This window comes from Intrasporangium sp., from assembly GCF_040414665.1.
Classification (GTDB): domain Bacteria; phylum Actinomycetota; class Actinomycetes; order Actinomycetales; family Dermatophilaceae; genus Intrasporangium.
The window spans coordinates 1-20,867 of record NZ_JBEDUL010000159.1 but is presented as its reverse complement, the minus strand read 5'-3'; the positions used below and the strand labels follow the sequence as shown (position 1 = coordinate 20,867).

Annotated in this window: 15 protein-coding genes; 5 read left to right on the top strand and 10 right to left on the bottom strand. The window is 70.1% G+C overall.

Annotation, left to right across the window (positions count from 1 at the left end; genetic code table 11):
- The 4 genes from ABF401_RS17075 to ABF401_RS17060 form a co-directional block, all read right to left on the bottom strand.
- Positions 1-1,226 (bottom strand): RNA polymerase sigma factor (locus ABF401_RS17075; protein WP_353510779.1); only part of this gene is annotated, 1,226 nt, incomplete at its 3' end.
- Positions 1,223-1,567, bottom strand: a complete 345-nt coding sequence (locus ABF401_RS17070; protein ID WP_502908276.1) for a YciI family protein — start codon at positions 1,565-1,567, stop codon at positions 1,223-1,225. The genes ABF401_RS17075 and ABF401_RS17070, both read right to left, overlap by 4 nt.
- A 67-nt stretch (positions 1,568-1,634) precedes the next feature.
- Positions 1,635-2,324: a GOLPH3/VPS74 family protein gene (locus ABF401_RS17065; RefSeq protein ID WP_353510778.1), complete on the bottom strand. Its 690-nt coding sequence runs from the start codon at positions 2,322-2,324 to the stop codon at positions 1,635-1,637.
- A gap of 91 nt (positions 2,325-2,415) precedes the next feature.
- Positions 2,416-3,012 (bottom strand): TetR/AcrR family transcriptional regulator, encoded by a 597-nt coding sequence (locus tag ABF401_RS17060; RefSeq protein WP_353510777.1) that lies wholly within the window; start codon positions 3,010-3,012, stop codon positions 2,416-2,418.
- 93 nt (positions 3,013-3,105) lie between these two features.
- Between ABF401_RS17060 and ABF401_RS17055 the strand changes: the two genes are divergently transcribed.
- Positions 3,106-4,590 (top strand): MFS transporter, encoded by a 1,485-nt coding sequence (locus ABF401_RS17055; RefSeq protein ID WP_353510776.1) that lies wholly within the window; start codon positions 3,106-3,108, stop codon positions 4,588-4,590.
- Here the strand turns inward: ABF401_RS17055 and ABF401_RS17050 are convergent.
- Positions 4,483-5,028 (bottom strand): winged helix-turn-helix domain-containing protein, encoded by a 546-nt coding sequence (locus tag ABF401_RS17050; protein ID WP_353510775.1) that lies wholly within the window; start codon positions 5,026-5,028, stop codon positions 4,483-4,485. The two genes, ABF401_RS17055 and ABF401_RS17050, sit on opposite strands and share 108 nt — an antisense overlap.
- 242 nt (positions 5,029-5,270) lie before the next feature.
- Between ABF401_RS17050 and ABF401_RS17045 the strand changes: the two genes are divergently transcribed.
- Positions 5,271-9,707 (top strand): S8 family serine peptidase, encoded by a 4,437-nt coding sequence (locus ABF401_RS17045; protein ID WP_353510774.1) that lies wholly within the window; start codon positions 5,271-5,273, stop codon positions 9,705-9,707.
- Positions 9,708-9,801: 94 nt separating this feature from the next.
- Here ABF401_RS17045 and ABF401_RS17040 read toward each other — a convergent pair whose 3' ends face one another.
- The 3 genes from ABF401_RS17040 to ABF401_RS17030 are packed head-to-tail and all read right to left on the bottom strand — an operon-like array spanning position 9,802 to position 12,573.
- Complete coding sequence (locus ABF401_RS17040) at positions 9,802-11,550, bottom strand: lipase family protein (RefSeq protein WP_353510773.1); 1,749 nt, start codon at positions 11,548-11,550, stop codon at positions 9,802-9,804.
- A gap of 43 nt (positions 11,551-11,593) precedes the next feature.
- On the bottom strand, positions 11,594-12,214 hold the full coding sequence (locus ABF401_RS17035) for a GNAT family N-acetyltransferase (protein ID WP_353510772.1): 621 nt from the start codon (positions 12,212-12,214) through the stop codon (positions 11,594-11,596).
- Entirely contained in the window at positions 12,211-12,573 is a 363-nt protein-coding gene (locus ABF401_RS17030; protein WP_353510771.1) for a UBP-type zinc finger domain-containing protein, read from the bottom strand. The genes ABF401_RS17035 and ABF401_RS17030 overlap by 4 nt, the downstream gene beginning before the upstream one ends.
- A gap of 116 nt (positions 12,574-12,689) precedes the next feature.
- On the opposite strand from ABF401_RS17030, the gene ABF401_RS17025 reads away from it, so the two are divergent.
- Positions 12,690-12,929, top strand: a complete 240-nt coding sequence (locus ABF401_RS17025) for a hypothetical protein (protein WP_353510770.1) — start codon at positions 12,690-12,692, stop codon at positions 12,927-12,929.
- Between the two features lie 30 nt (positions 12,930-12,959).
- Here the strand turns inward: ABF401_RS17025 and ABF401_RS17020 are convergent, their stop codons facing one another.
- Entirely contained in the window at positions 12,960-13,502 is a 543-nt protein-coding gene (locus tag ABF401_RS17020; protein ID WP_353510769.1) for a hypothetical protein, read from the bottom strand.
- A 145-nt stretch (positions 13,503-13,647) separates the two neighbouring features.
- Here ABF401_RS17020 and ABF401_RS17015 point away from each other — a divergent pair, with 145 nt between their 5' ends.
- Together ABF401_RS17015 and ABF401_RS17010 are read left to right on the top strand one after the other, a co-directional pair.
- The gene (locus ABF401_RS17015) at positions 13,648-14,220 is read left to right on the top strand and encodes an RNA polymerase sigma factor (RefSeq protein ID WP_353510768.1); all 573 of its coding nucleotides are present in this window, start codon (positions 13,648-13,650) and stop codon (positions 14,218-14,220) included.
- A gap of 1 nt (position 14,221) precedes the next feature.
- The gene (locus ABF401_RS17010; protein WP_353510767.1) at positions 14,222-15,013 is read left to right on the top strand and encodes a hypothetical protein; all 792 of its coding nucleotides are present in this window, start codon (positions 14,222-14,224) and stop codon (positions 15,011-15,013) included.
- Positions 15,014-15,120: 107 nt separating this feature from the next.
- On the opposite strand, the gene ABF401_RS17005 is transcribed toward ABF401_RS17010, so the two are convergent.
- Positions 15,121-20,751 carry an ATP-binding protein gene (locus tag ABF401_RS17005; RefSeq protein WP_353510766.1) on the bottom strand — a complete coding sequence of 1,877 codons (5,631 nt, stop codon included), beginning with the start codon at positions 20,749-20,751 and terminating at the stop codon, positions 15,121-15,123.
- Between the last annotated feature and the right edge of the window lie 116 nt (positions 20,752-20,867).

Genomic DNA, 20,867 nt, shown 5'->3' with positions numbered 1-20,867 from the left:
AGCTGGTCGCGACGGCGTGTCAGGTAGCTGGTCTCTGCGGTGTTGCCGGCCAGCTCGATGGCCACGTCGTACGCCGCCCGCGACTCCTGACTTCGTCCCAGCCGGCGCAGCAGGTCGGCACGGGTCGCGTGGTACGCGTGGTAGCCGGCCAACTCGTGCCCGAGACCGTCGACGGTGGCCAGAGCCACCTCTGGCCCGTCCAGCTCGCCGATCGCGATCGCTCGGTTGAGGGCGACGATCGGCGAGGAGTCGATGCGCAGGAGCTGGTCGTAGAGAGCGGCGATCTGGGACCAGTCCGTATCGCGAACGTCGCGGGCGGAGGTGTGCACCGCGTTGATCGCCGCGAGGATCTGGTATCGCCCCGGAGCCACCCCGGCAGCCAGGCGCTCGCGGACGAGCCCAAGACCCTCGGCGACCAGGGCCGCGTCCCAGGCCCCGCGATCCTGCTCGGCGAGAGGAACCAGCTCGCCGCTCGCGGAGATCCTGGCCGTCCGGCGTGCGTCTGTCAGGAGCATCAGCGCCAGCAGACCGGCCACCTCGCCGTCCTCCGGCAGCAGCGCACGGATCAGTCGAGTGAGCCGGATCGCCTCAGCCGTCAGATCGTGACGGACGGGATCGGTGTCCGGCCCCGTCGCGAGGTAGCCCTCGTTGAAGACGAGGAAAAGAACGGCGAGGACCCCGGACACCCGCACCGGCAGGTCCTCTGCCGAGGGCACCCGATAGGGAATGCCGGCCGCCTTGATCTTGGCCTTCGCACGGGTGATCCGCTGCCCCACGGTGCTCTCTTGCGCGAGAAAGGCGCGGGCTATCTCGGCGACAGTGAGCCCGCCGACCATGCGCAACGTCAGCGCGACGCGGGCCTCCATCGCGAGCGCCGGGTGGCAGCAGGTGAAGATCAGCCGGAGCCGCTCGTCGTCGATGACGCCAAGGGGCTCAGGTGGGCCGTCTTCGGACAGCATCCGAGCCTCCCACTGCTTGTCGTCGCGCTTCTTCTCGCGCCGGATGCGGTCGATGGCCTTGTGGTTGGCCGTGGTGGTCAGCCAGGCGCCGGGGTTGGGGGGTACGCCGCCAGACGGCCACCGCTGGACTGCGACCGCGAACGCCTCTGCAGCCGCCTCTTCGGCGATGTCGAGGTCACCGAAACGCCGCGTCAGGGTCGCGACCAGCCGGGCCCACTCCTCGTGGTGCGCCCGCGTGATCGCCTCCCCGACGTCGACCGGACTCACAGGAACGGGCGCACCTCGACCCTCCGATTGCAGGCCTTCGACCCCTCAGCGGCGAGCTTGAGCGCCACGTCGAGGTCGGGGGCCTGCATGATCCAGAAGCCGGCAAGGTACTCCTTCGACTCCAGGAACGGCCCGTCAGTGAACAGTGCCTCCCCGCCGCGGTTGTCGATGACGGTGGCTGAGCTCGGCGCCGCCAACCCACCTGCGAACACCCAGTGCCCCTCGGCCTCGAGCCGGCGGTTGAACTCGTCGATCGCCGACATCTCTTCCGACGTGGCCGAGTTTGTCCTGTCGTCAATCACGGAGACGAAGTACTGCATCGCGGCAACTCCTGTGGTCATGGGGCGCCCGTCCGGGCCGCCACTCACCCCTCCTACGAACGACACCGTCCCGATCCGACACCGCCAGTCACGATCCGCCGCCTCCCGCGGCTACCGCGCCCGAGGTGATGACCACCGTGATCGCAGCGTTCGTGCTGTCGATGGCCTGCCGCACCGCCTTTGCCGCCCAGTCCCCCTCGGCGATCCGCTTGGCGCTCGCCCTGAGGTCCTTCTTCGACAGCCCGACCGACGATGCATCCATGACCTTGTCCACCGCCCTCAGCGCGAGCAGGAGCGCGATGAGGGCACCGGTCCTCGGATCCGACGTCCTGCCCTCGCGCAGGGCCGAAGCGATTCCCGCCCTGACCGACGTCTCGTGGTTCGCGTCCTCTGCCGGCCACCGCTCGATCGGGAAGATGCCGAGGACCCGTCCCTCCTCCGCACGAACGAGACCACCCTCGGCGAGGCGCCCGTAAAGCTTGGCCCGCACGCCCTTCCCCAGCCGTGTCACCACGCCTTGGGGCTTCTTGCCCTCCCTCTCGCCGATGGTGACAAGGGCCTCGTCGAGCACGGCGTCACCCGTGGGCGTGGAGTCCCGGACGACAAGTCGCCCCTCGCGCACCGGCTCACTCGGGCCCGCTACGTCCACGCGCCCCATCAGCGCCAGGTCGACGAGCAAGGCGCCCCCGAGTGCCACGTCCACCTCGCTGCCCGACTTCGCCAACCTGCCCGTGTCGTCATTCGTCAGCAGGAGCAGCAGGTCTTCTGCGAGGAGCATGCATCCAACCTAGTCGCCGCGTGTGACAAACACGTGGTCGTATGCCGCTGAGCTCGCCCGCGCTCGCAACGCACCACACGCTTGGGCGGGGTCATGCGAGACGAGGCGGCTCGAGCACGGCCAGCACCGTCGACGTGACGAGCTCACGTGCCTTGTCCGCCTGGAGCTCTCCGCGGTAGACCGCGTCGACCGCCCCGTGGAGCAGGCTCTGCATCGCCATCACCTGCCACGAGACAGGCGCGTCCGTCCGGAAGGCGCCGCGCTTGCGCCCCTTCATCAGCAGTTTCTCGACCCGGGCTGCGGGCGCCTCGTGGAGCGCACGGAAGGTCTCTGACGGAAGCTCTCGCTGGCCCGCGACGACGAGCGCGCCGAAGCGGTGCGTCAGGTCCCACGACACCGAGATGAGGCGGGCCATCGCCTCCCGCACGTCGCCGGAGAGATCCACTGCGCGCAGTTCGGCATCCGACTGGCGAATCGCCCGATCGACCACCGCCTCGATCAGTGCGGCACGTGACTCGTAGTGCCCGTACAGCGTCACGCGGCCCACCCCCGCGGCCTGCGCGATGTCCTTGATGCTCACGTCGGGGTCGCGGGCCAGGCACTCCGTGGCCGCGTCGAGGATCGCTGCGCGGTTGCGCACCGCGTCCGCCCGACGGGTCGGCACCTGGTCGGCCGCTGCTCCACTCATCGCCCAGAGTCTCCTCCCAAAATAACTTGAACATAAGTGTACACGTTCTTTACCTTCCATCTTGAACACGCAAGTTCAAGTTAGGAGCGAAGCATGTCAACGACGAACGAAATCATCGACACCCCAGCGACGCCCCCGCATCCGCTGCGGTGGCGAGCCCTCGGCCTCCTCGCCGTCGCCAATCTCATGCTCATCCTCGACGTCACGGTCGTGGCCGTCGCGATGCCGCAGCTCGGTGCCGAGCTGGGCATGAGTCGCGATGCGCTGACCTGGGTGATGAGCGGCTACACCCTGGCCTTCGGAGGCCTCATGCTGACCGGCGGCCGGCTCGCCGACCTCGTGGGTCCGCGGCGAATCGTGCTCACCGGGCTGGTTCTGTTCACCGTGGCCTCCGTCGCGGCCGGACTGGCCACGGGGCCCGCCGTGATCATCGGGGCTCGGGTCGGCCAGGGAGTCGGGGCCGCCCTCATGTCACCGGCCGCGCTCTCGCTCGTCGTGCGGCTCTTCGACGGCGAGGAGCGGAACCGGGCCCTCGGCATCTGGTCGGCTCTCGGTGGGGTCGGCGCGGCGCTCGGGGTGCTGCTCGGAGGGCTGATCACCGCCGGCCCCGGGTGGGAGTGGGTGTTCCTCGTCAACCTGCCCGTCGGAGCGGTGGTCCTGGTCACGCTGCCTCGGGTGCTGCCGCCGATGCCCGTCCCAGCGACGGGTGGTCGTCTCGATCTTGTCGGGGCCGTGCTCGTCACGGCGGCGTCAGGGGTGCTCATCTACGCGTTCATCGACGCCGGTGACAGTGGTTGGACCTCGCCGCGACTCTTCACGCTGCTGGCCCTCAGCCTCGTGCTGTTCCTGGCCCTGGGCTTCTGGCTCAACCGAGCCGCGCACCCCTTGGTCGACCCGAGGCTGGTGGCCCGTCCGCCGGTGCTCGCCGGAGCATTCCTCCTGTTCGTCGGGACAGCGATCATGGTTGCCGTCTTCTTCCTCGGGACGTTCTACCTGCAGGAGGCTGCGGGGCACGGGCCCTTGACGACCGGCCTCCTCTTCCTGCCGGTGGCCGTCGCGACGATGATCGGCGCGCAGTCGGCGGGTCGCACCATCGGTCGACTGGGCGCGCGCACCTTGGCAGTGTCCGGTCTGCTCGTCGCCGCCGCGGGCCTGCTCGGTGCGGCGCTCGGAGGCAGCACTGCCGCGACGGTGGTTGCCGTCAGCCTCGCCTCGGCAGGGCTGGGGGCCTTGTTCGTCGTCGCGTCCGCCACGGCTCTGGGGTCCGTCGAGCACCATCAGGCGGGCGTTGCCTCGGGCCTGCTCAGCACCTTCCACGAGCTGGGCGCCGCACTGGGCGCGGCGGTGATGTCCGGGGTCGCGGCAGCCAGCCTGACGGCTGGTGGAGTGGCCGGCTTCCGCCGCGGGTACGCCGTCGCCGCCGGCATCGCGTTGGCCAGCGCCGTCATCTCGGGGTTCCTCTTCGCTCGCTCAACGGGCGCCGGACAGGATGCTCAGGCGGTAGCCGACCCCATGAACCGAGCGGACCTCGCAGCCGGCCATGGAGCCGAGGCGCTTGCGGAGCCGCTTGATGGTTGAGGTGAGCCGTTCACGGTCGCCGGCGTAGTCGCTGCCCCAGACGTGACGGCTCAGCGCGGCGAAGGACCACACCCTTCCGAGGTCCGACGCGAGCAGGGTCAGCAGGTCGAACTCGCGAGCCGACAGGTGGAGCAGCCTCCCCTTCAGGGCAACCTCCCGAGCCCGGATGTCGATCCGGAGTGCGCCCACGGTCAGGGGGGCCGGCTCGACCGGTCGGCTCTCCGCCCGTGGTGTGTGCAGGTTCGTGGCTGCGGTGGCAGTAGTGGGCGTCGTTGCCCCGTTCCCCGCGGCGGGCTCGAGGAGGGTCCGGGCGGCCGCGACGTCGACGGCGCCGAGGACGACGGCTCGATCCTGTAGCAGCCGCGCGATGCCCGCAATCTCGTTGAGGGACAGGCCTACACAGAGCACCAGTCCCGGACCTGCCGCGTTGTTCAGCATGTCGATAGCCCCTTTGTCGACTGCAATACGCCCACCCCTTGCCTACCGCTCGGCGTCACAGGGTGTCCACAGGCAAGGGTGAGATTTGACCCATTCCTGACCATTTCCTGCCCAAGGACTGCCCATCGGCCGTCCTTGTTGGGGTCGCGCCCACCGGCCAGCGTAGGGAGCACCCTCAAACCCCCGAGGGCTCCCGTGTATCTCGCCACCCGACGGCGGGACACCCTCACCACGGAGGACAGATGAGAGCACGAGAACGCTCAGCGCGGGCCAGGAGACCCTTCCTGGCCGTCATCACCGCGGTCGCTACCGCGATCGCCATGGCAGGGCTGGTCGCACCGGCGGCCCAAGCAGCCCAAGCAGCCCCATCCGATCCGACTGCCAAGTTCACGGCAGCGGCCGAGAAGGAGCTGACGACCAGCAAGACCGCTGACTTCTGGGTTCGCCTCGCAGACCGGGCGGACCTGTCCAAGGCCAGCGCCATCAAGGACTGGGACCAGCGCGGTACGGCCGTCTACGACACGCTGCGCAAGCATGCGCAGAGCTCGCAGGCCGGTGTCGTCGCGCAGCTCAAGGCCGCGAACGCCGACTTCACCCCCTACTGGATCAGCAACGCTGTGCTCGTGCGCGGCGGGACCCTCAGCCTCGCCACCTCGCTGGCAGCGAAGTCCGAGGTGAAGCAGATCGTCGAGACGAGCATCCTCGAGCAGATCAAGCCGGTCGAGGAGAAGGCCGACCCGAGCGGCATGGCTCCCAACGCCGTCGAGTGGGGCATCGCTGCCATCAACGCCGACGACGTCTGGGGCGCCGGTACGACCGGTGAGGGCATCGTCGTCGCCAGCATCGACAGTGGCGTGGACGTCAACCACCCAGCGCTTCGGTCGAAGTACCGCGGCCTGCTTCCGGACGGCACGCTCGACAACAACTACAACTTCTTCGACGTCGCGGGCAACTGCAACGCGGCAGGCGACCCCTGTGACTCCGATGGTCACGGGACGCACACGATGGGCACGATGGTCGGCGCCGACGGTGCCAACCAGATCGGTGTCGCACCCGGCGCCCGGTGGATCGAGGCCAACGGCTGCCACACCTGCGCCGACGCAGATCTCCTCGACGCCAGCCAGTGGATGCTCGCGCCCACCCGGCTCGACGGATCCGCTGCGGACGCGTCGAAGCGCCCGCACATCATCAACAACTCGTGGGGGTCGCGCACCCCGTCGACCGCGCCGTTCCTGGAGGACATCCAGATCGCTTGGGCAGCCTCCGGCATCTGGGGCCAGTGGTCCAACGGCAACAGCGGCCCGGGCTGCCAGACGAGTGGCTCGCCGGGCTCGCGGATCGTCAACTACTCCGCGGGCGCGTTTGACTCGGCCGGCAACATCGCGAGCTTCTCGGCGCGCGGTCCCGGCCAGGACGGCGAGACCAAGCCCAACATCGCCGCCCCCGGCGCATCCGTGCGTTCGTCGCTGCCCGGTGGCGGCTACGGCACGGCGAGCGGCACCTCGATGGCGTCGCCGCACGTTGCCGGCGCGGTAGCTCTCGCGTGGAGCGCCGCACCGTCGCTCGAGCGTGACATCAACGCCACGCGCGCACTCCTCGACGAGACCGCTGTCGACACGAGCGACCTCACCTGTGGCGGCACCGCCGATGACAACAACGTGTGGGGAGAGGGCAAGCTCGACGCCTTTGCCCTGTACCAGTCCTCACCACGAGGCGACGTGGGCCACGTGGCCGGCACCGTCTCGGCCGGCGGCAGCCCCGTCGCCGGTGCCACCGTCGAGATCGCAGGCCCGACGCCGCGTTCCGTCACCACCGCATCCGACGGCACGTACGACGTCTCGGTGTCGGCGGGCGACTACACCATCACCGTTCGCGCGTTCGGCTACGCGACGGCGACGCGGAGCGCGACCGTCACGGCCGGCGCCACCGCTACGGTCGACGTGGAGCTGTCGCCGGCTGCCCGGCACACGGTGTCCGGCACGGTGACCCTCCAGGCCACCGGGGCTCCGGTGGCCGGCGCCACGGTGACCCTCACCTCGGCACTGCCTCCGGCAACCACGGCAGCGGACGGCACGTTCTCGGTGCCGGATGTTCCCGAGGGCACCTACACGCTGTCCGTGAGCGCGGGCGGCTGCGCGGCACCATACTCCCAGAGCCTCGTCGTCGACGGCGACGAGACGGTGGCAGTGGCGCTGGCGGGCCGGGCTGACGGCTACGGCTACACGTGTGTCGTCGGCACGGGCGACTACCTGCAGGGCTCGACCAAGACGACCCTCGCCGGTGACGACTCGACGTTGGCGATCGACCTGCCGTGGAGCTTCAGCTTCTACGGCCAGTCGTACAACCGGGCATTCCTGTCCACGAACGGCCACGTCAACTTCCTGGCCGCGGTATCGGCGTTCTCCAACGGGGCCATCCCCAGCACGGCTACGCCGAATGCCGCGATCTACCCGTTCTGGGACGACCTCAACGTCGATGCGTCGGCCGGGGTCTACACCGGGACGACGACGGTCGGTGGCCAGGACGCCTTCGTCATCGAGTGGCGCAACGTCCGGCCCTACTCCGACACCACCGCGCGGACGAACTTCTCGGTGACGCTGCTTCGCAACGGGAAGGTCATCCTCGGCTACGGTCCGCAGACCGACGGCAAGCCGGCCCTCACCGGCAGCTCGGCGACGGTCGGCATCGAGAACGCGACCGGCACCGTGGCTTGGCAGTACTCGTTCAACACGGCGGGCGCCGTTGCCCCGCAGAAGTCGATCACCTTCAGCCCACCGCCGAGCGGCACGCTCTCGGGCACGGTGACCGACTTCAACGACCACGAGCCGATCTCCGGCGCCAAGGTCACGATGACCCCGTCCACGGGCGCGCCCGTGACGGTGACCACCGGGGCTGACGGCACGTTCTCGAAGGTGCTGTTCCTCGGCACCTACGACGTGGCGGTCACGGCGACGAACTACGTCGGCGCGTCCACCGAGGTCACGTTCGACGAGGACGGTGACACCGCGGAGTTCAGTCCTGCTCTCAAGACCGGGATCGCCGAGATCACCGGTGCGACGAGCCCCTTGCAGTACGACTGGGGAGTCCTCGGAGCCGGCGACACGCGGACGGAGACGTTCACGGTCAAGAACACCGGCTCGGCGCCGCTCCAGTTCTCGGTCGCCGAGTCCGGTCGCAAGACCGCGTCGTCGGCAGCACGCCCGGCCGCTCTCAGTGGCCAGGCGGTCAAGGCGGCGACGAAGGACGACCGGGGCGCCACGTCGGCCAAGGGCCTCTACACGAAGGACCAGGTCGCGGCGCAGAAGAGCCTCGCAGCGGCTCCGAACGCCGACGGTGACGTCCTCGCGTCGTGGGCGACCGGGCTCGACGTCGCGTGGGGTGTCGGCTACGACGGCGACGTCTGGCTCTCCGACGCCTCGGCGATCACCAACAACCGGTTCACGGCGGCGGGCGCCCTGCAGAACAGCTACCCGGCGACGTGGGGCGGCTCGTGGAGCGGCGACCTCGCCCTCGACAGCCGGACCGGCGACATGTGCCAGGTGAACGTCGGCGGCGACAACGCGATCGTCTGCTTCGACCCCGCAACCGGGGCCGAGAGCAGCCGCATCTCGGGATCGCCGTGGAATGGCATCTCCCAGCGTGGACTGGCCTACAACGCAGCCGACGACGTCTTCTACATCGGCGGCTGGAACGAGGGGATCATCTACACGGTGGCGGGCACGACGCACGCGACGCCGGGTGCGACCCTCTCGAGCTGTCAGCCGGCCGAGCCGGGCATTGCCGGTCTCGCCTACAACAACACGTCCGACACGATCTGGATGGTGCCGAGCGCGGCGACGACGGTCTTCTACCAGCTGTCGCCCGTGGACTGCTCGACCATCAGGACGGTGGCCTACCCGACGAACGACTCCTACCCGGGCTCCGGGCTCGAGTCTGACGCCGCCGGCAACCTCTGGACCGCGAACCAGGTTGACGGCAAGGCCTACCTCCTCGACGTGGGCGACCCGGAGAACACCGACCTCGCCTGGCTCTCGGTCGACCCGACCGAGGTGACCATCGCGGTCGGCGAGACGAAGACCTTCACGGTCAACGTCGACGCGTCGCTCGGCGAGCCTGGTGTCTGGCAGGGCGCACTCGTGCTCAGCACAGGCGCCGGGCGGGCTCCGTCGGTCAACGTGCCGGTCAAGGTCGTCATCTCCGCCTACCAGGTTGGTGTCAATGCGGGCGGCAACGCCTTCGGCGCCTCCGACCTGTTCAAGTGGAAGGCCGATCGGGCCCACGTGGATGGCGGCTGGGGATACATCGGCAGCAGCAAGGCCGAGACGACGAACAAGGCGATTGCCGGCACGCCGGACCAGTCGCTCTTCAAGTCGCGCCGGGTCGGCGGCCTCACCTACCAGTTCGATGACGCACCTGCTGGTACGTACCAGATCGAGCTGGGCTTCTCGGAGTGGACGAACACGAAGGCGGGCAAGCGCGTCTTCGACGTCAAGGTGAATGGTGCCTACGCCATCGTCGGCAAGGACATCATCTCCGAGGTGCCGGTCCTCACGGCCGACGTCGACACGATCGTCGTCGAGCACGGTGGCGGCGACCTCACGATCGAGCTCCTCCAGCGCAAGGCGATGGACAGCCCGGTCATCAACACCATCAAGGTGCAGGAGCGCGCTGACCTGTAAGGGACAGCCGGTTCCAGTGGTCGGCCGTCGCCGGGTCCTCCCGGCGGCGGCCGATCCGCCTGCCTGTGTCGTATGCCGCTGAGCTCGGGGCCGCTCACCGGCACGTGTCGGTCGATGGGCCGCCCGAGAAGCGCTCCTGGGTCCACTCGATGAGGTCCGGGAGCGCCGGCGAGTCCGCTCGCATCAGCCCCACGTGGTCGCGCCCGGCATACGTTCGGTAGTCGACGGGCTGGCCCGACGAGCATCGTTGGGCGACATAGACATCCTGGGACGAGGGCGAGATCAGGCTGTCGTCCAGTCCCTGTCCGATGAAGAGGGGTGCCGGTATGGCACCAGTGGGAGTGTTCTCCGCGAGCCGGGCCCCAAACGCTCCCTCAGTCGGGTCGCGTCCCCACACCGGCTGGTCGAGGAGCAGCGCCGTCGCGAGGGAGACGAGCATGCCACGCTCGGACAGGCACCGGGCGGCCATCTCGCGGACGATGACCTGTGCGCCGGGGCGGACGTAGTCGTCATAGCGCACATCGGCGTAGGCATCGGTGTAGGACTGCACGACATAGGCGCCGAAGAGGCTGCCGACGCGGATGCTGCCCACGACATCGACGAGAGAGGCGAGGTTGCTCGCCGGGGCGAGGGCGGCCACTCCTGAGATCTCCAGCTCGGGCGCGTACGACGGCGCGAGTATCCCGGTCCACAGGGCAGCATGCCCCCCTTGCGAATGACCCCACACGACAGTCGACTCCGCCACGGTGACGGTGCTCAGCTGGCGCGTGGCCCGGATCGAGTCGAGCACTGATCGCGCCGTCGGCTCACCAATGAGGTAGGGATGCGACCCCTCGGTCCCCAGGCCGACGTAGTCGGTGGCGACGAGCGTCCACCCCTGCTCGATGACGGCGTCGAGGCTGAACAGCGCACCCGCCTCGAACGGATGCTCGAGGATCGACGGTGCGCATCCGGTTGCCCATCCGGTCGTGCCGTGGGCCCACGCGACGACCGGAGTCGGGCCGTCGACTCGGTCCGGAGTCACCACGATCCCGCTCGCGACGGCAGGGACGCCGTCCTCCCGCGTCGTCGTGTAGAGGATCCGCCACGCCGTTGCACCGGGCGGGATGTCCCGGTCGAACGGCTCACTCCGCAGCAGCTGGCCCGGCGCGCTGGGAACCGATTCGGGCACAGCGTAGAACGCGTCCACCTGGGGGGCACCACGTTGCACGAGCACGCTGATGAGCGCGAGCAGCACTGATCCGGCTGCGGCGGTGACGCCCATGGCGACTCGCCACCGACGGGGAGGCTGCCCCGGGCTCGAGCTCGACGGTGATCTGCGGCTGCCCAAGGCCATGCGGACGCCGAACACGACAAGCCGGACGCCGAAGGCGACCGCCACGACGAGGATGGCCACGTCACGCCACGAGAGCGCCAGGCCGCCGAGGACCACCTGTGCAAAGCCGACACCGAAGCTGGCCCAGCGGGCCGAGCCCTCCAACCGGGCTCCCTCGACCAGGGCGGTGCTTCCGGCAACGAGGAGGGCGAGCGCGGCGAGCGCCGTGATGACGCGCAGTCCCGGTCCGGGCCAGAGGAGCAGCGCCAGCGCCGCCGCGACCTGGACGAGGCCGCGGACCAGGCCGAGCCATCGCGGCCGGGCGGCTGCGGGCATGGCGAGGTCGACGACCCCGGACACGACCAGGGCGAGGACGACCACGACGACGAGCACGGCGAGCGAGCGGAACGGTCGGGTCGCGAGGACGAGCCCGACCACCGACGCCACGATCCCGAGCGTGACCGCGGCCCACCGCGGCAGCCGATCGACCGCACGCTCAGTCACGTGGACCGCCGGGGCGTCGCCCATGAGCGCACCCTAGCGACGCGGCGCCTCCATTCCATGCGACTTGTCAGAAGTCGATCCGCATGACGGCGCGACGCAGCGTGGGTCGGCCGATCTCGGCCAGGCCCGCCTCCGCGAAGACGCCGACCGTGCCGACGTGGAGCTCCTCGTCGATGGCGTTCGTCGTCGTCATGGGGTACGCCTCGAGGGCGCGGGCGCCACGCTGGCGAGCGAAGTCCGCCGCCGCCCTCGCCAGGACGCGGCTGACCCCTTGTCTGCGGTGGCCGGTCCTGACGAAGATGCACGTGACCGCCCAGATGCTGGCATCGTCCTTGTCCGCGGTGCGCCCCAGCCACGGCACCCGTTGGTTGCGCACCAATCCCTCGTAGGCCGTGCGCGGCTCGACGGCGCACCACCCCACCGGGTCACCGTCGGCGAACGCGACCAGGCCGCTGGTCGGGCCGGGCCCCGGATTTCCGCAGTCGGTCTGCTCGCGGAGTCGGTGCACCCGCTCCTCCACGGGGAAGCCGGCAAAGGACTCACCCGGCCGCAGCTTGTAGCGCTGGCACTGGCACCGCGAGCCCTGGCCCCTGTCGCCGAAGATGGTCTGGAGGTCCGCACAGGCGACCTCGTTGGCGGGGACCACCTCGACCGTGGCTTCGACCGGGGCCTGAGCCCGGCGGGTCATCGATGGATCAGGTCGCGCCAGTTCTCCGGGACGCGGCCCCGCGGGGCTGGGGACCCTTGGTCTCGAGGCCGGCTCGTCGGCGGCGCGAGTTCCTGGCCCTCGACGAAGTCGCCCGTCCGGTAGTCGTAGAACCAGGCCTCGCCCGGTTCGAAGCTGCGCACGATCGGATGTCCAGTGGCGCGGTGGTGCGCCGTGGCGTGCTGCGAGGGTGAGGTGTCGCAGCAGCCGATGTGACCGCAGGTCGCGCATCGGCGCAGGTGGACCCACCACCCTGCATCGGCGGAGCACTCTGCGCAACCGGTACCGCTCGGAGGCACTGTCGGGTCGATGTCACGTACCGCGCCTGAGTCGTCGCTCATGGTCGCAGCCTACGTCCCGGCGTCCCACTCGTCGCCTGTCCACGTCTCTCGCCGAGTCCACTGAGCGCTGGATGGCTACGCTGGGAGCGCACTGTCGCCCCGCTGAAGGAGTTGTCATGAAGGCCGAGGTCAACGAGGGGACCGAGCCGGTCGCGCCGGGCCAGTGGATGACCATTCTCGGGCTGATCATGGCGGTCCTCGCGCCGCTCGCCGGCTTCCTCGGTGGCAGCAGCACCGGCGCCGTCGCTCGCGAGAACGCCCTGGGCGTCTGGCTCATCACCGGTCTCGTCATCGGAGGGCTCGGCGTCCTCGTCGCCTTCATCGGCGGCCAGCGCTGGTGGCGGGCGACCCACTGACCCGAGCTCTTCTCGCCGGCCCCGGACGCCTCAGCTCACGAGCACGATGACGCCGGCGACCACGCCGATGACGACGACGAGGCCGAGCGCGAAGATCGCCGCAGCCAGACCGATCTTCTGCTCGCGACCCATGCCCTCGGACCAGCCGAGCGGTTTCGCGGCGCGCCGGATGAGATCCCGTCCCTCGCCGGCGCGGAAGGTGTAGTCGACGACCCTGCCGATCTCGCCGGTCGCCCCGTCGGCACCCCACTGTTTCTCGGATGAGAACTCGTAGACGCGGCCCTTCTGCACCTGTTTCTCGGCGTGCAGGGACGGTCGACCAGCTGGTCCAACGCCGGCGTCCCAGCGGACCTCGTTGGAGACGTCGGAGATGGACAGCCGGCGACGGCCCTGGTCGAGCCGGACCTGGTGCGTGAAGACTCGCTTGACGGCGTTCTTGCGCAAGACGGTCCACCAGGTCGTGTCCACGATGTCGATGGTGAGGTCGAAGCCGTAGGGCCGCTCCTCCACGACATAGGGCGAGCCGTCGGCGGCTGCCCGGACTCGGGCGATCAGCTCTTGCGATGGGGTCATGACGCCTTCTCGATGGACGCTGGAACAAACCCGACCATATCGCCCGGTCGACCATCCGCCTCTCCACGTGCAATCAGGAACAAATCCTCGCGGCAACCCGCCGAAGCGGTAGCGCGGAAGACGGATACCGGCCAGACTGTCCCGGGTGATCGGCGCGGACTTCGACCGGGTCCTCGCTGATGCGCAGGCCGGTGACGAGCAGGCGTTCGCACGTCTGTGGCGCGACGTGAACCCAGCCCTCCTGCGCTACCTCGCCCTCGGCGGTGAGATGGCCGAGGATGTGGCTGCCGAGACGTGGACCACGGTCGTACGCGGACTGAGGAAGTTCTCCGGCGACGAGACGGCTTGGCGCGCATGGGTGTTCACGACAGCTCGACGCCGTGCGGTCGACGCCGGCCGCAAGCGCGCCCGGGAGACGGGTCTCGGGTGGCGGGCCAGCACGTGGGCGTCCGACACAGCTCCGGACAGCGCCGACGCGGTCATCGAGGCGGCGAGCACCGAGGACGCCCTCCGTCTGGTGCGCAGCCTTCCGGCCACCCAGGCAGAGGTCGTGCTCCTTCGAGTCGTTGCGGGGCTCCCCGTCGCCGAGGTCGCCAAGCTGCTCGGGCGCAGCCCGGGAGCAGTCCGTGTCGCCTGCCACCGTGGCCTCGAGAACCTCGCTCGCACCCTGGCCAAGAAGGCAGTAACGGACAGCGACCTCCGGGCGCTTCGGGGGTGACATGAGCAACGACAGGCCAACCGGTGACCCGGACGACAGCGTGGGATCGCGCGACGACAACCTCCTCGACCAGGTCGCTGCGCATCCCGAGCTGGCTCGGCTGGCCTTCCTCCTTGCCGCGCCGCCGACCCAGCGAGAGCTCAGGGGGCTCGAGGGAGCCCTGGACACCTTCCGCGCCAGTGTCCCCCACACCAAACCACGGAGGCCGTCCCTCATCGCCACGTTTGCCGGCGCGAAGCTCGCCGCGACCATTGCCGGGATCTCCGTGGGCCTCGGTGGCGCCGCCACCGTCGCCTATGTGTCCGCCGCCAAGCCCCCGACCCCGGACGCATCGATCACCGCCCCCGCGACCGCACCTGCCCGCGTGTCCGCCCCCGCGCGCTCGGAGGTCCCTGCCACCCGGCCTGCGACGCCGACCCGCTCGACGTCCAGCGCTGGACAGCGCTCCGGCGACTCGCCGAAGCAGGGCACGGTCGCAACGGGAGCGCCCGCGGGTCCGGACGTGAGCGGTCCCGCGGGCCACGGACTGTGCACGGCGTGGGGGAAGGCAGCCAGGAACGGCAAGCCCAAGGACTCGGTCGCCTTTCGCAACCTCATCGAGGCGGCTGGCGGCGAGGACAAGGTCGACGCCTTCTGCGCCAAGGTCGACGCTCCTGCCGCGACGAAGGACCGCGCCACCGCCAAGCCGAAGGCCGCGCCCACTGGCAAGTCCAGCTCTGCCCCCACAGCGCCGGACGCAAAGCCGGACACCGTTCCGACCGCCTCCCCCTCCCACCCAACGGGGCGGCCGTGACGACGCGGTAGCTAGCACCGCGTCAAACCCAGCCGTGTGCCACTGAGCGAGCTCAGCGGCATACGGCTGGGTTGTGTGGTGCCGTATGCCGCTGGGCCGGCTTCCGCTCAGCGGGCCAGGCCCGCCTCGAGCGCGGCAATGATCCGCGGGCGCAGGTCTGGCGCGCCGATGACCTCGTCAACCGAGCCGACCTCGACCGCACGGTGGATGCTGTGGACGGTGTCGAAGTGTGCGGCGACCTCGCCGAGCTTCTCGGCGCGGACCGTGGCCCGCAGCTCCGCCAGGTCGGTCGCCAGGTGGGCGCGCTCGACCCCCTCGGCGGCGTCGACCCGAGCGCCCAGCTCGACGACACGCGGGTCCGCGGCGGTCCGGGCATCGACGTCTCTCGAGAAGACCACGGCGGCAGCAGGCGCGCCGCCGATGACCGACGCGAAGGAACCCTCAATGGCGAGGACCGTCATGCGCGGGTTGAGCGCCTTGGAGAAGACCACGAAGGCCCCGCCGTGGTAGCGGGAGATCACCGTGAAGACGATGGGACCGTCGAAGTTGACGATGGCCCGGCCGATCTCGGCGCCGTACTCCAGCTGCAGGTTGCGCATGGACTCCGGCGAGCCGTCGAAACCGGACAGGTTGGCGAGGATGACGACCGGTCGGTTGCCGCTGGCCGCGTTGATCGCACGGGCGACCTTCTTGGACGAGCGGGGGAAGAGGGTGCCTGCCGTGTAGGCGTCAGGTCCGTCGGTGGGCGGGAAGCCACGACGCGGCACCGACTTCGACTCGATGCCGATGAGGCAGACGGGGATGCCGCCGAGATGGGCATCCTGCACGACCGCTGTCTCGGCGTCCGCCATCCCTGTCCACCGCTCCAGCGTCGTGTGGTCCTGGTCGGCGAGCGCCCTCATGACGGTACGGATGTCGAAGGGCTTCTTGCGGTCGGGGTTCTTCTCGGCGGAGAAGATGTCGCCGACCGTCGTGAACCCGGAGTCCGGCATCGAGTGCGGGAAACCGGTCACGTCACGATCGGTGGGATCGCTCGTCGCGACGCGGCGTGGTCCCTGCTCGCCCGGGCTGACGTACGCGTGGTCGTAGTGGCTCATGAGGAGCTCACGTGCCGCGGCAAGGTCCTTGGCCCAGTACTGTGCCTGGCCGTTCGGGCCCATGACCCGGTCGTAGCCGCCGATGCCGAAATTGTCCTCGGCGGAGACGCCGCCGGAGAAGTCGAGCGACTGCTTGCCCGTGAGCACCATGGCGCTGTCAGGTGTCATCACGAGGATGCCCTTGGTGTGCATCAGCATCGTCGCCTCGGCGTTCCAGTACGGCTGGGCCCCGACGTTGATGCCGGCGACGACGACGTTGATCTCATGACCGGCCTGGGTGAACTCGACGATGCGCTTGAGGGCGCGCGCGACCCAGTCCATGTTCTCCGTGCCCGAGTCCATCGAGATCCGGGCGCCGGCCGAGAGGGAGTACCACTCAACGGGGATGCGGCGCTCCTCGGCCAGGTCGAGCGCAGCGATGACGCGGGCGCACTCGGCTTCGGCGACCGATCCCAGGGACCGGAGCGGGTCGCCGGCCAGGACGACCCGGGTGACGCCCTCGGGGTGGCGGTCGGTCGGCGAGGTCACCACCGCGACGATGATGCCGGCCTTGTTGTGGCCGAAGGGCCGGTCCACGGGGACCAGCCGGCCGGTGTCGTCGAGGTCGTGCTCGACGACGGCACCGCCGTCGCCGGCGATCATGGCCTGCAACTCGTAGGGATAGACGAGCCCGCGGCGTCGCGCCCGGACGACCTTGGACGCGTAGTCGTCGAGAGGTTTCAGTGGCTCGCTGGGCGGTTGGCCCACGGTGCCGACGACGCCTGAACCGGGTTGGTAGTAGAACCGTCCCGCGATCGTGATCGGCGCCTGCTCAGGCTCCAGGACCACGCGGGCTTGGACGAGGACCTCCTCGACCCCCGCGCCCACGGTGAGCGGCGCGATCTCTGCCTGCAGGGCGGTGAGCTGCTCGAGGTCGGCGTCGATGAGGGGCCAGATGGTGACCCAGACATAGTTCATGTCGAGTCGGGAGCCGGCCGAGCCTCGGGCGGCGCGGAGGCGGCGGATGGCGTCCAGACAGTTGGCGATGGCGCGTTCGACCTGCGGGAGGCCCGTCACGCGGCCGGACTCGTCGCGGACGACGACGAGCTGGCGGACCTGGGCGGCGGCGACGAGGCGCCGGTCCTCTGGGTTGTCCCTGGCGACGCACTCGTAGAGGAAGACGTCCTCCGGAGCCTCGAGGCGGGTCACGTCGAAGTCCCGGAGCCGCCACAGCTGGAGGCGGCGACCGACCATCGGGTGGACACCACGCACCAGGCGGTCCTCGACGAGGTCCCCGTCCTGCGGACGGTAGGTGAAGTAGCCGACGGGTCGGCCGGCCGAGCTGGTCACCGCGACGGCAACCCGGCGGACGTCCTTCGCCCAGTCCAGGGCCCCGAGACGCTCGGCCAGGGCGGCGCTGGCCTCCTCGGGGTCCGACGGCTGCTCGCGCCAGCGGAGATAGAGGTCGACGACGGAGTCGTGACCCTCGACCCGGCTCCACACGTCGTTCGCCACCGAGAGGTCGAGGTCGCTGCCCGGAGCCAGCTCGGCGATGTCCCCGATCGTCGACGTGAGGTGAGTCGGTCGGTCGTCGAGGGTGTAGTCCGCGATCGCGAAGGGCCGGCCGTTGGCCAGGAAGTGGTGTGGGCCGTGCAGCTCGTGCTCGAGGTAGTGCCGCTTGGTGAGGACCTCCAGCATCGGCTCGTGGCGCGGCAGGCTGTCATCCGGACGGTCGAGCCGCTCGGCGAGGAAGCGGACGATCTGTTCCGGGATGGCGGCGAGCTCGTCGATTCCCGCGGTGTACTCGGGGCTGACCCCTGTCGCGCCTCCGGCCCGCTCGGCCGCCGCTGCGTGGGCGGCGAGTGCCTCGAGCTGGTCGCCCACGCCGGCGAGCACGCTCTGCCGCTCCGCATCGACGAGCGGCTGCTCGAACCAGCGGAAGCGCACGCTCCGGGCCAGGTCGCCGATGACCGGGAACCGCAGCTGGGTGGCCACGACGAGCCGGTCGAGCGTCTCCCGGGCAGCGGCGTCGTGTGGTGCTGCTGGTGCGGGCTCGCCCAGCCAGCGCTGCAGGAGCGAGGTCGCCAGGGTGATCTCAGGGGAGGTGCGCTGTTGGGCCAGGAAGACCCGGAAGACCGCCTGCTCCAGGTCGGGGGTCCGGTCGAGCTCGGTCACCCCGTAGTGCCGCAGCACACGAGCCAACTTGTCCCTGAAGGCTGCTGGTAGCCCGGCCCGATCGGCATCGAGGCTCTGGAGGTAGGTGTGGAAGTGCTCCTTCGGGCTGTGCACGAGCAGCTCGGTGTGGCGTTCCTCGTCCACCGGGCGGTTGCGGCTCAGCTCGGCGAAGTCTGCGATGAGCTCGAGCAGATGGATCTCGTCCGCGATCGGAGCCGGGCCGGTGGCGACGGTCTCGTCCCGCGCGGCAAGATAGGAGGTCAGGCTGCGGTGCGTGCCATTGTCGTCGCCGTCGAAGCCGAGCACACCTGCGGACAGGTCGGTCACCCCCCGGGCCAAGCGGTCCCGCAGAGTGCCGTCGTTCTCCTCGCAGGTTGGCAGGTCGAGGTCGACCGCGGCGTCATCGGTCTGCGCGCTGCCTGCGCCGGCCTCGTCCTCGTCACCGGTCGGCTCGAGCCGGACGAGCGCTGCGCCGGTCTCGACCTGGCCGCCGACACCGACGAGGATCTCCTTGACCCGGGCGGCGAACGGCGCGGCCAGCACCGTCTCCATCTTCATGGACTCGAGGACCAGCACGGGCGCTCCGGCGGCGACCTCGGCGCCCACCTCGACAGGCGTGGCCACGACCAGGGCGGGGGCCGGGGAGCGGAGCACTCCGCCCTCGTCCCGGGACACCCGGTGGGTGACCCCATCGACCTCGACGAGCAGGACCGGGCCGTGCAGGGCCGTGATGAGGCGGTGGTTCCGGCCGCCGACGACGATGCGGCTCTGGTACGCGTCGATCCGGTCGAGCTCGGCCTCGACGACCTGGCCATCCGCGCCGTTGCCACTGTCGCCGCCCGCGACACCGTTGCCCGCGCCGTTGCCGACGCCACCGGAGGTGCCGGCCGAGATGCTGACCCGGAAGCGGTGCGGACCCGTCCGCATGACGATGACCTTGTACGCCGCGCCGCGCAGCTTGAGGTCGACGCCGCGGCCCACCTGGTGGTGCACCTGGGGCCGTCCCCCGCGCGCCGTCTCCAGGAGTCGGGCGCGCTCGAGCGCCTCGGCCTCCTCGTAGGCCTCGATCCCCGCCGCGACCAGGGCGATGCCGGAGTGTCGGTGGGACACGAGCCGCCCTTCCGCCCGGACGCGGTCGATCCAGCCGGTGTCGGCGCTCCCGTCGATGACCTCTGGCTGGTCGAGCAGGTCGAGGATGAAGCTCTTGTTCGTCGCGCCGCCCTCGATGACGACGGTCGTCTCTGCCATCGCGCGGCGCAGGCGAGCGAGCGCCTCGTCACGGGTGCGCCCGTAGGCGATGATCTTGGCGATCATTGAGTCGAAGTCGGCGGGGATCGAGTCGCCCTCGCCGACCCCGGTGTCGACGCGAATGCCCGGTCCGGAGGGGAAGTCGAGCAGCGCGATGCGCCCGGGCGAGGGCGCGAAGTCGCGGTCCGGGTCCTCGGCGTTGAGCCGGGCCTCGATCGCGTGTCCGCGCTCGGCCGGCCGCTCGCCCTCGAGCCGGCCGCCGTTCGCGACGTGGATCTGGAGCTTGACCAGATCGGTGTCGGTCGTCACCTCGGTGATGGGGTGCTCGACCTGCAGGCGGGTGTTGACCTCGAGGAAGGCGAAGAACTTCTCACCAGGGTGGTAGAGGAACTCCACGGTCCCGGCCCCGGCGTAGCCCACCGCAACGGCCAACCGCTCGGCCGCCGCCCGGACCTCCTGCGCCTCGTCGGCCGACAGGACTGGAGAGGCCGACTCCTCGATGACCTTCTGGTTGCGCCGCTGGATGGAGCAGTCCCGGACGCCGATGGCCCACGCCGTGCCCTGGCCGTCGGCGATGACCTGCACCTCTATGTGCCGGGCGCCCGTCACAAGCCGCTCGAGGAAGACGACACCCGAACCGAAGGCCCGGGCCGCCTCGTCTCGCGTCCGCTCGTAGGCGTCGGTCAGGTCCTCCGCGCTCGTCACGACGCGGATCCCGCGGCCGCCACCGCCTGCCGTGGCCTTGAGCATGAGGGGATAGCCGATCGAGGCCGCTGCCTCCTTAGCGCCGTCAAGCGTGGCGACCTCACCGCGCGACCACGGTGCGACGGGGACGCCGACCTCCTCGGCGATGAGCTTGCTGCCGATCTTGTCGCCGAGCTTGCGCATCGCTTCGGCACTCGGCCCGATGAAGGTGACCCCCACGCGCTCGCAGAGCTCCGCGAAGGCCGGATCCTCGGCCACGAAGCCCCAGCCCACCCACGCGGCATCCGCACCCGTCTCCTTCAGGGCGCGCTCGAGGGCCTCATGGTCGAGATAGGGACGGTTCGCCGCCGGACCGAGGTCGTAGGCGTGGTCGCTCTCGCGGACGAACATCGCCCGCCGCTCGCCCTCGGTGTGCAGGGCGATGGTCTCGATCCGATGGCCGTCGGGACCGGCCTCAGCATTGAGGTCGCGGACGGCATGGATGAGGCGCATGGCGGCCTCGCCACGGTTGACGATCGCGATGCGAGAGATCATCGAGCGGTTCTCCTTCGGTCACCCCGGGCGCGTGACCCGAGTCACGCCACTATGGGCAGCCTTCCACTACCTGCCGGTGACGGGCGAGTACGGCTCGGGACAAATGGCAATGCCGT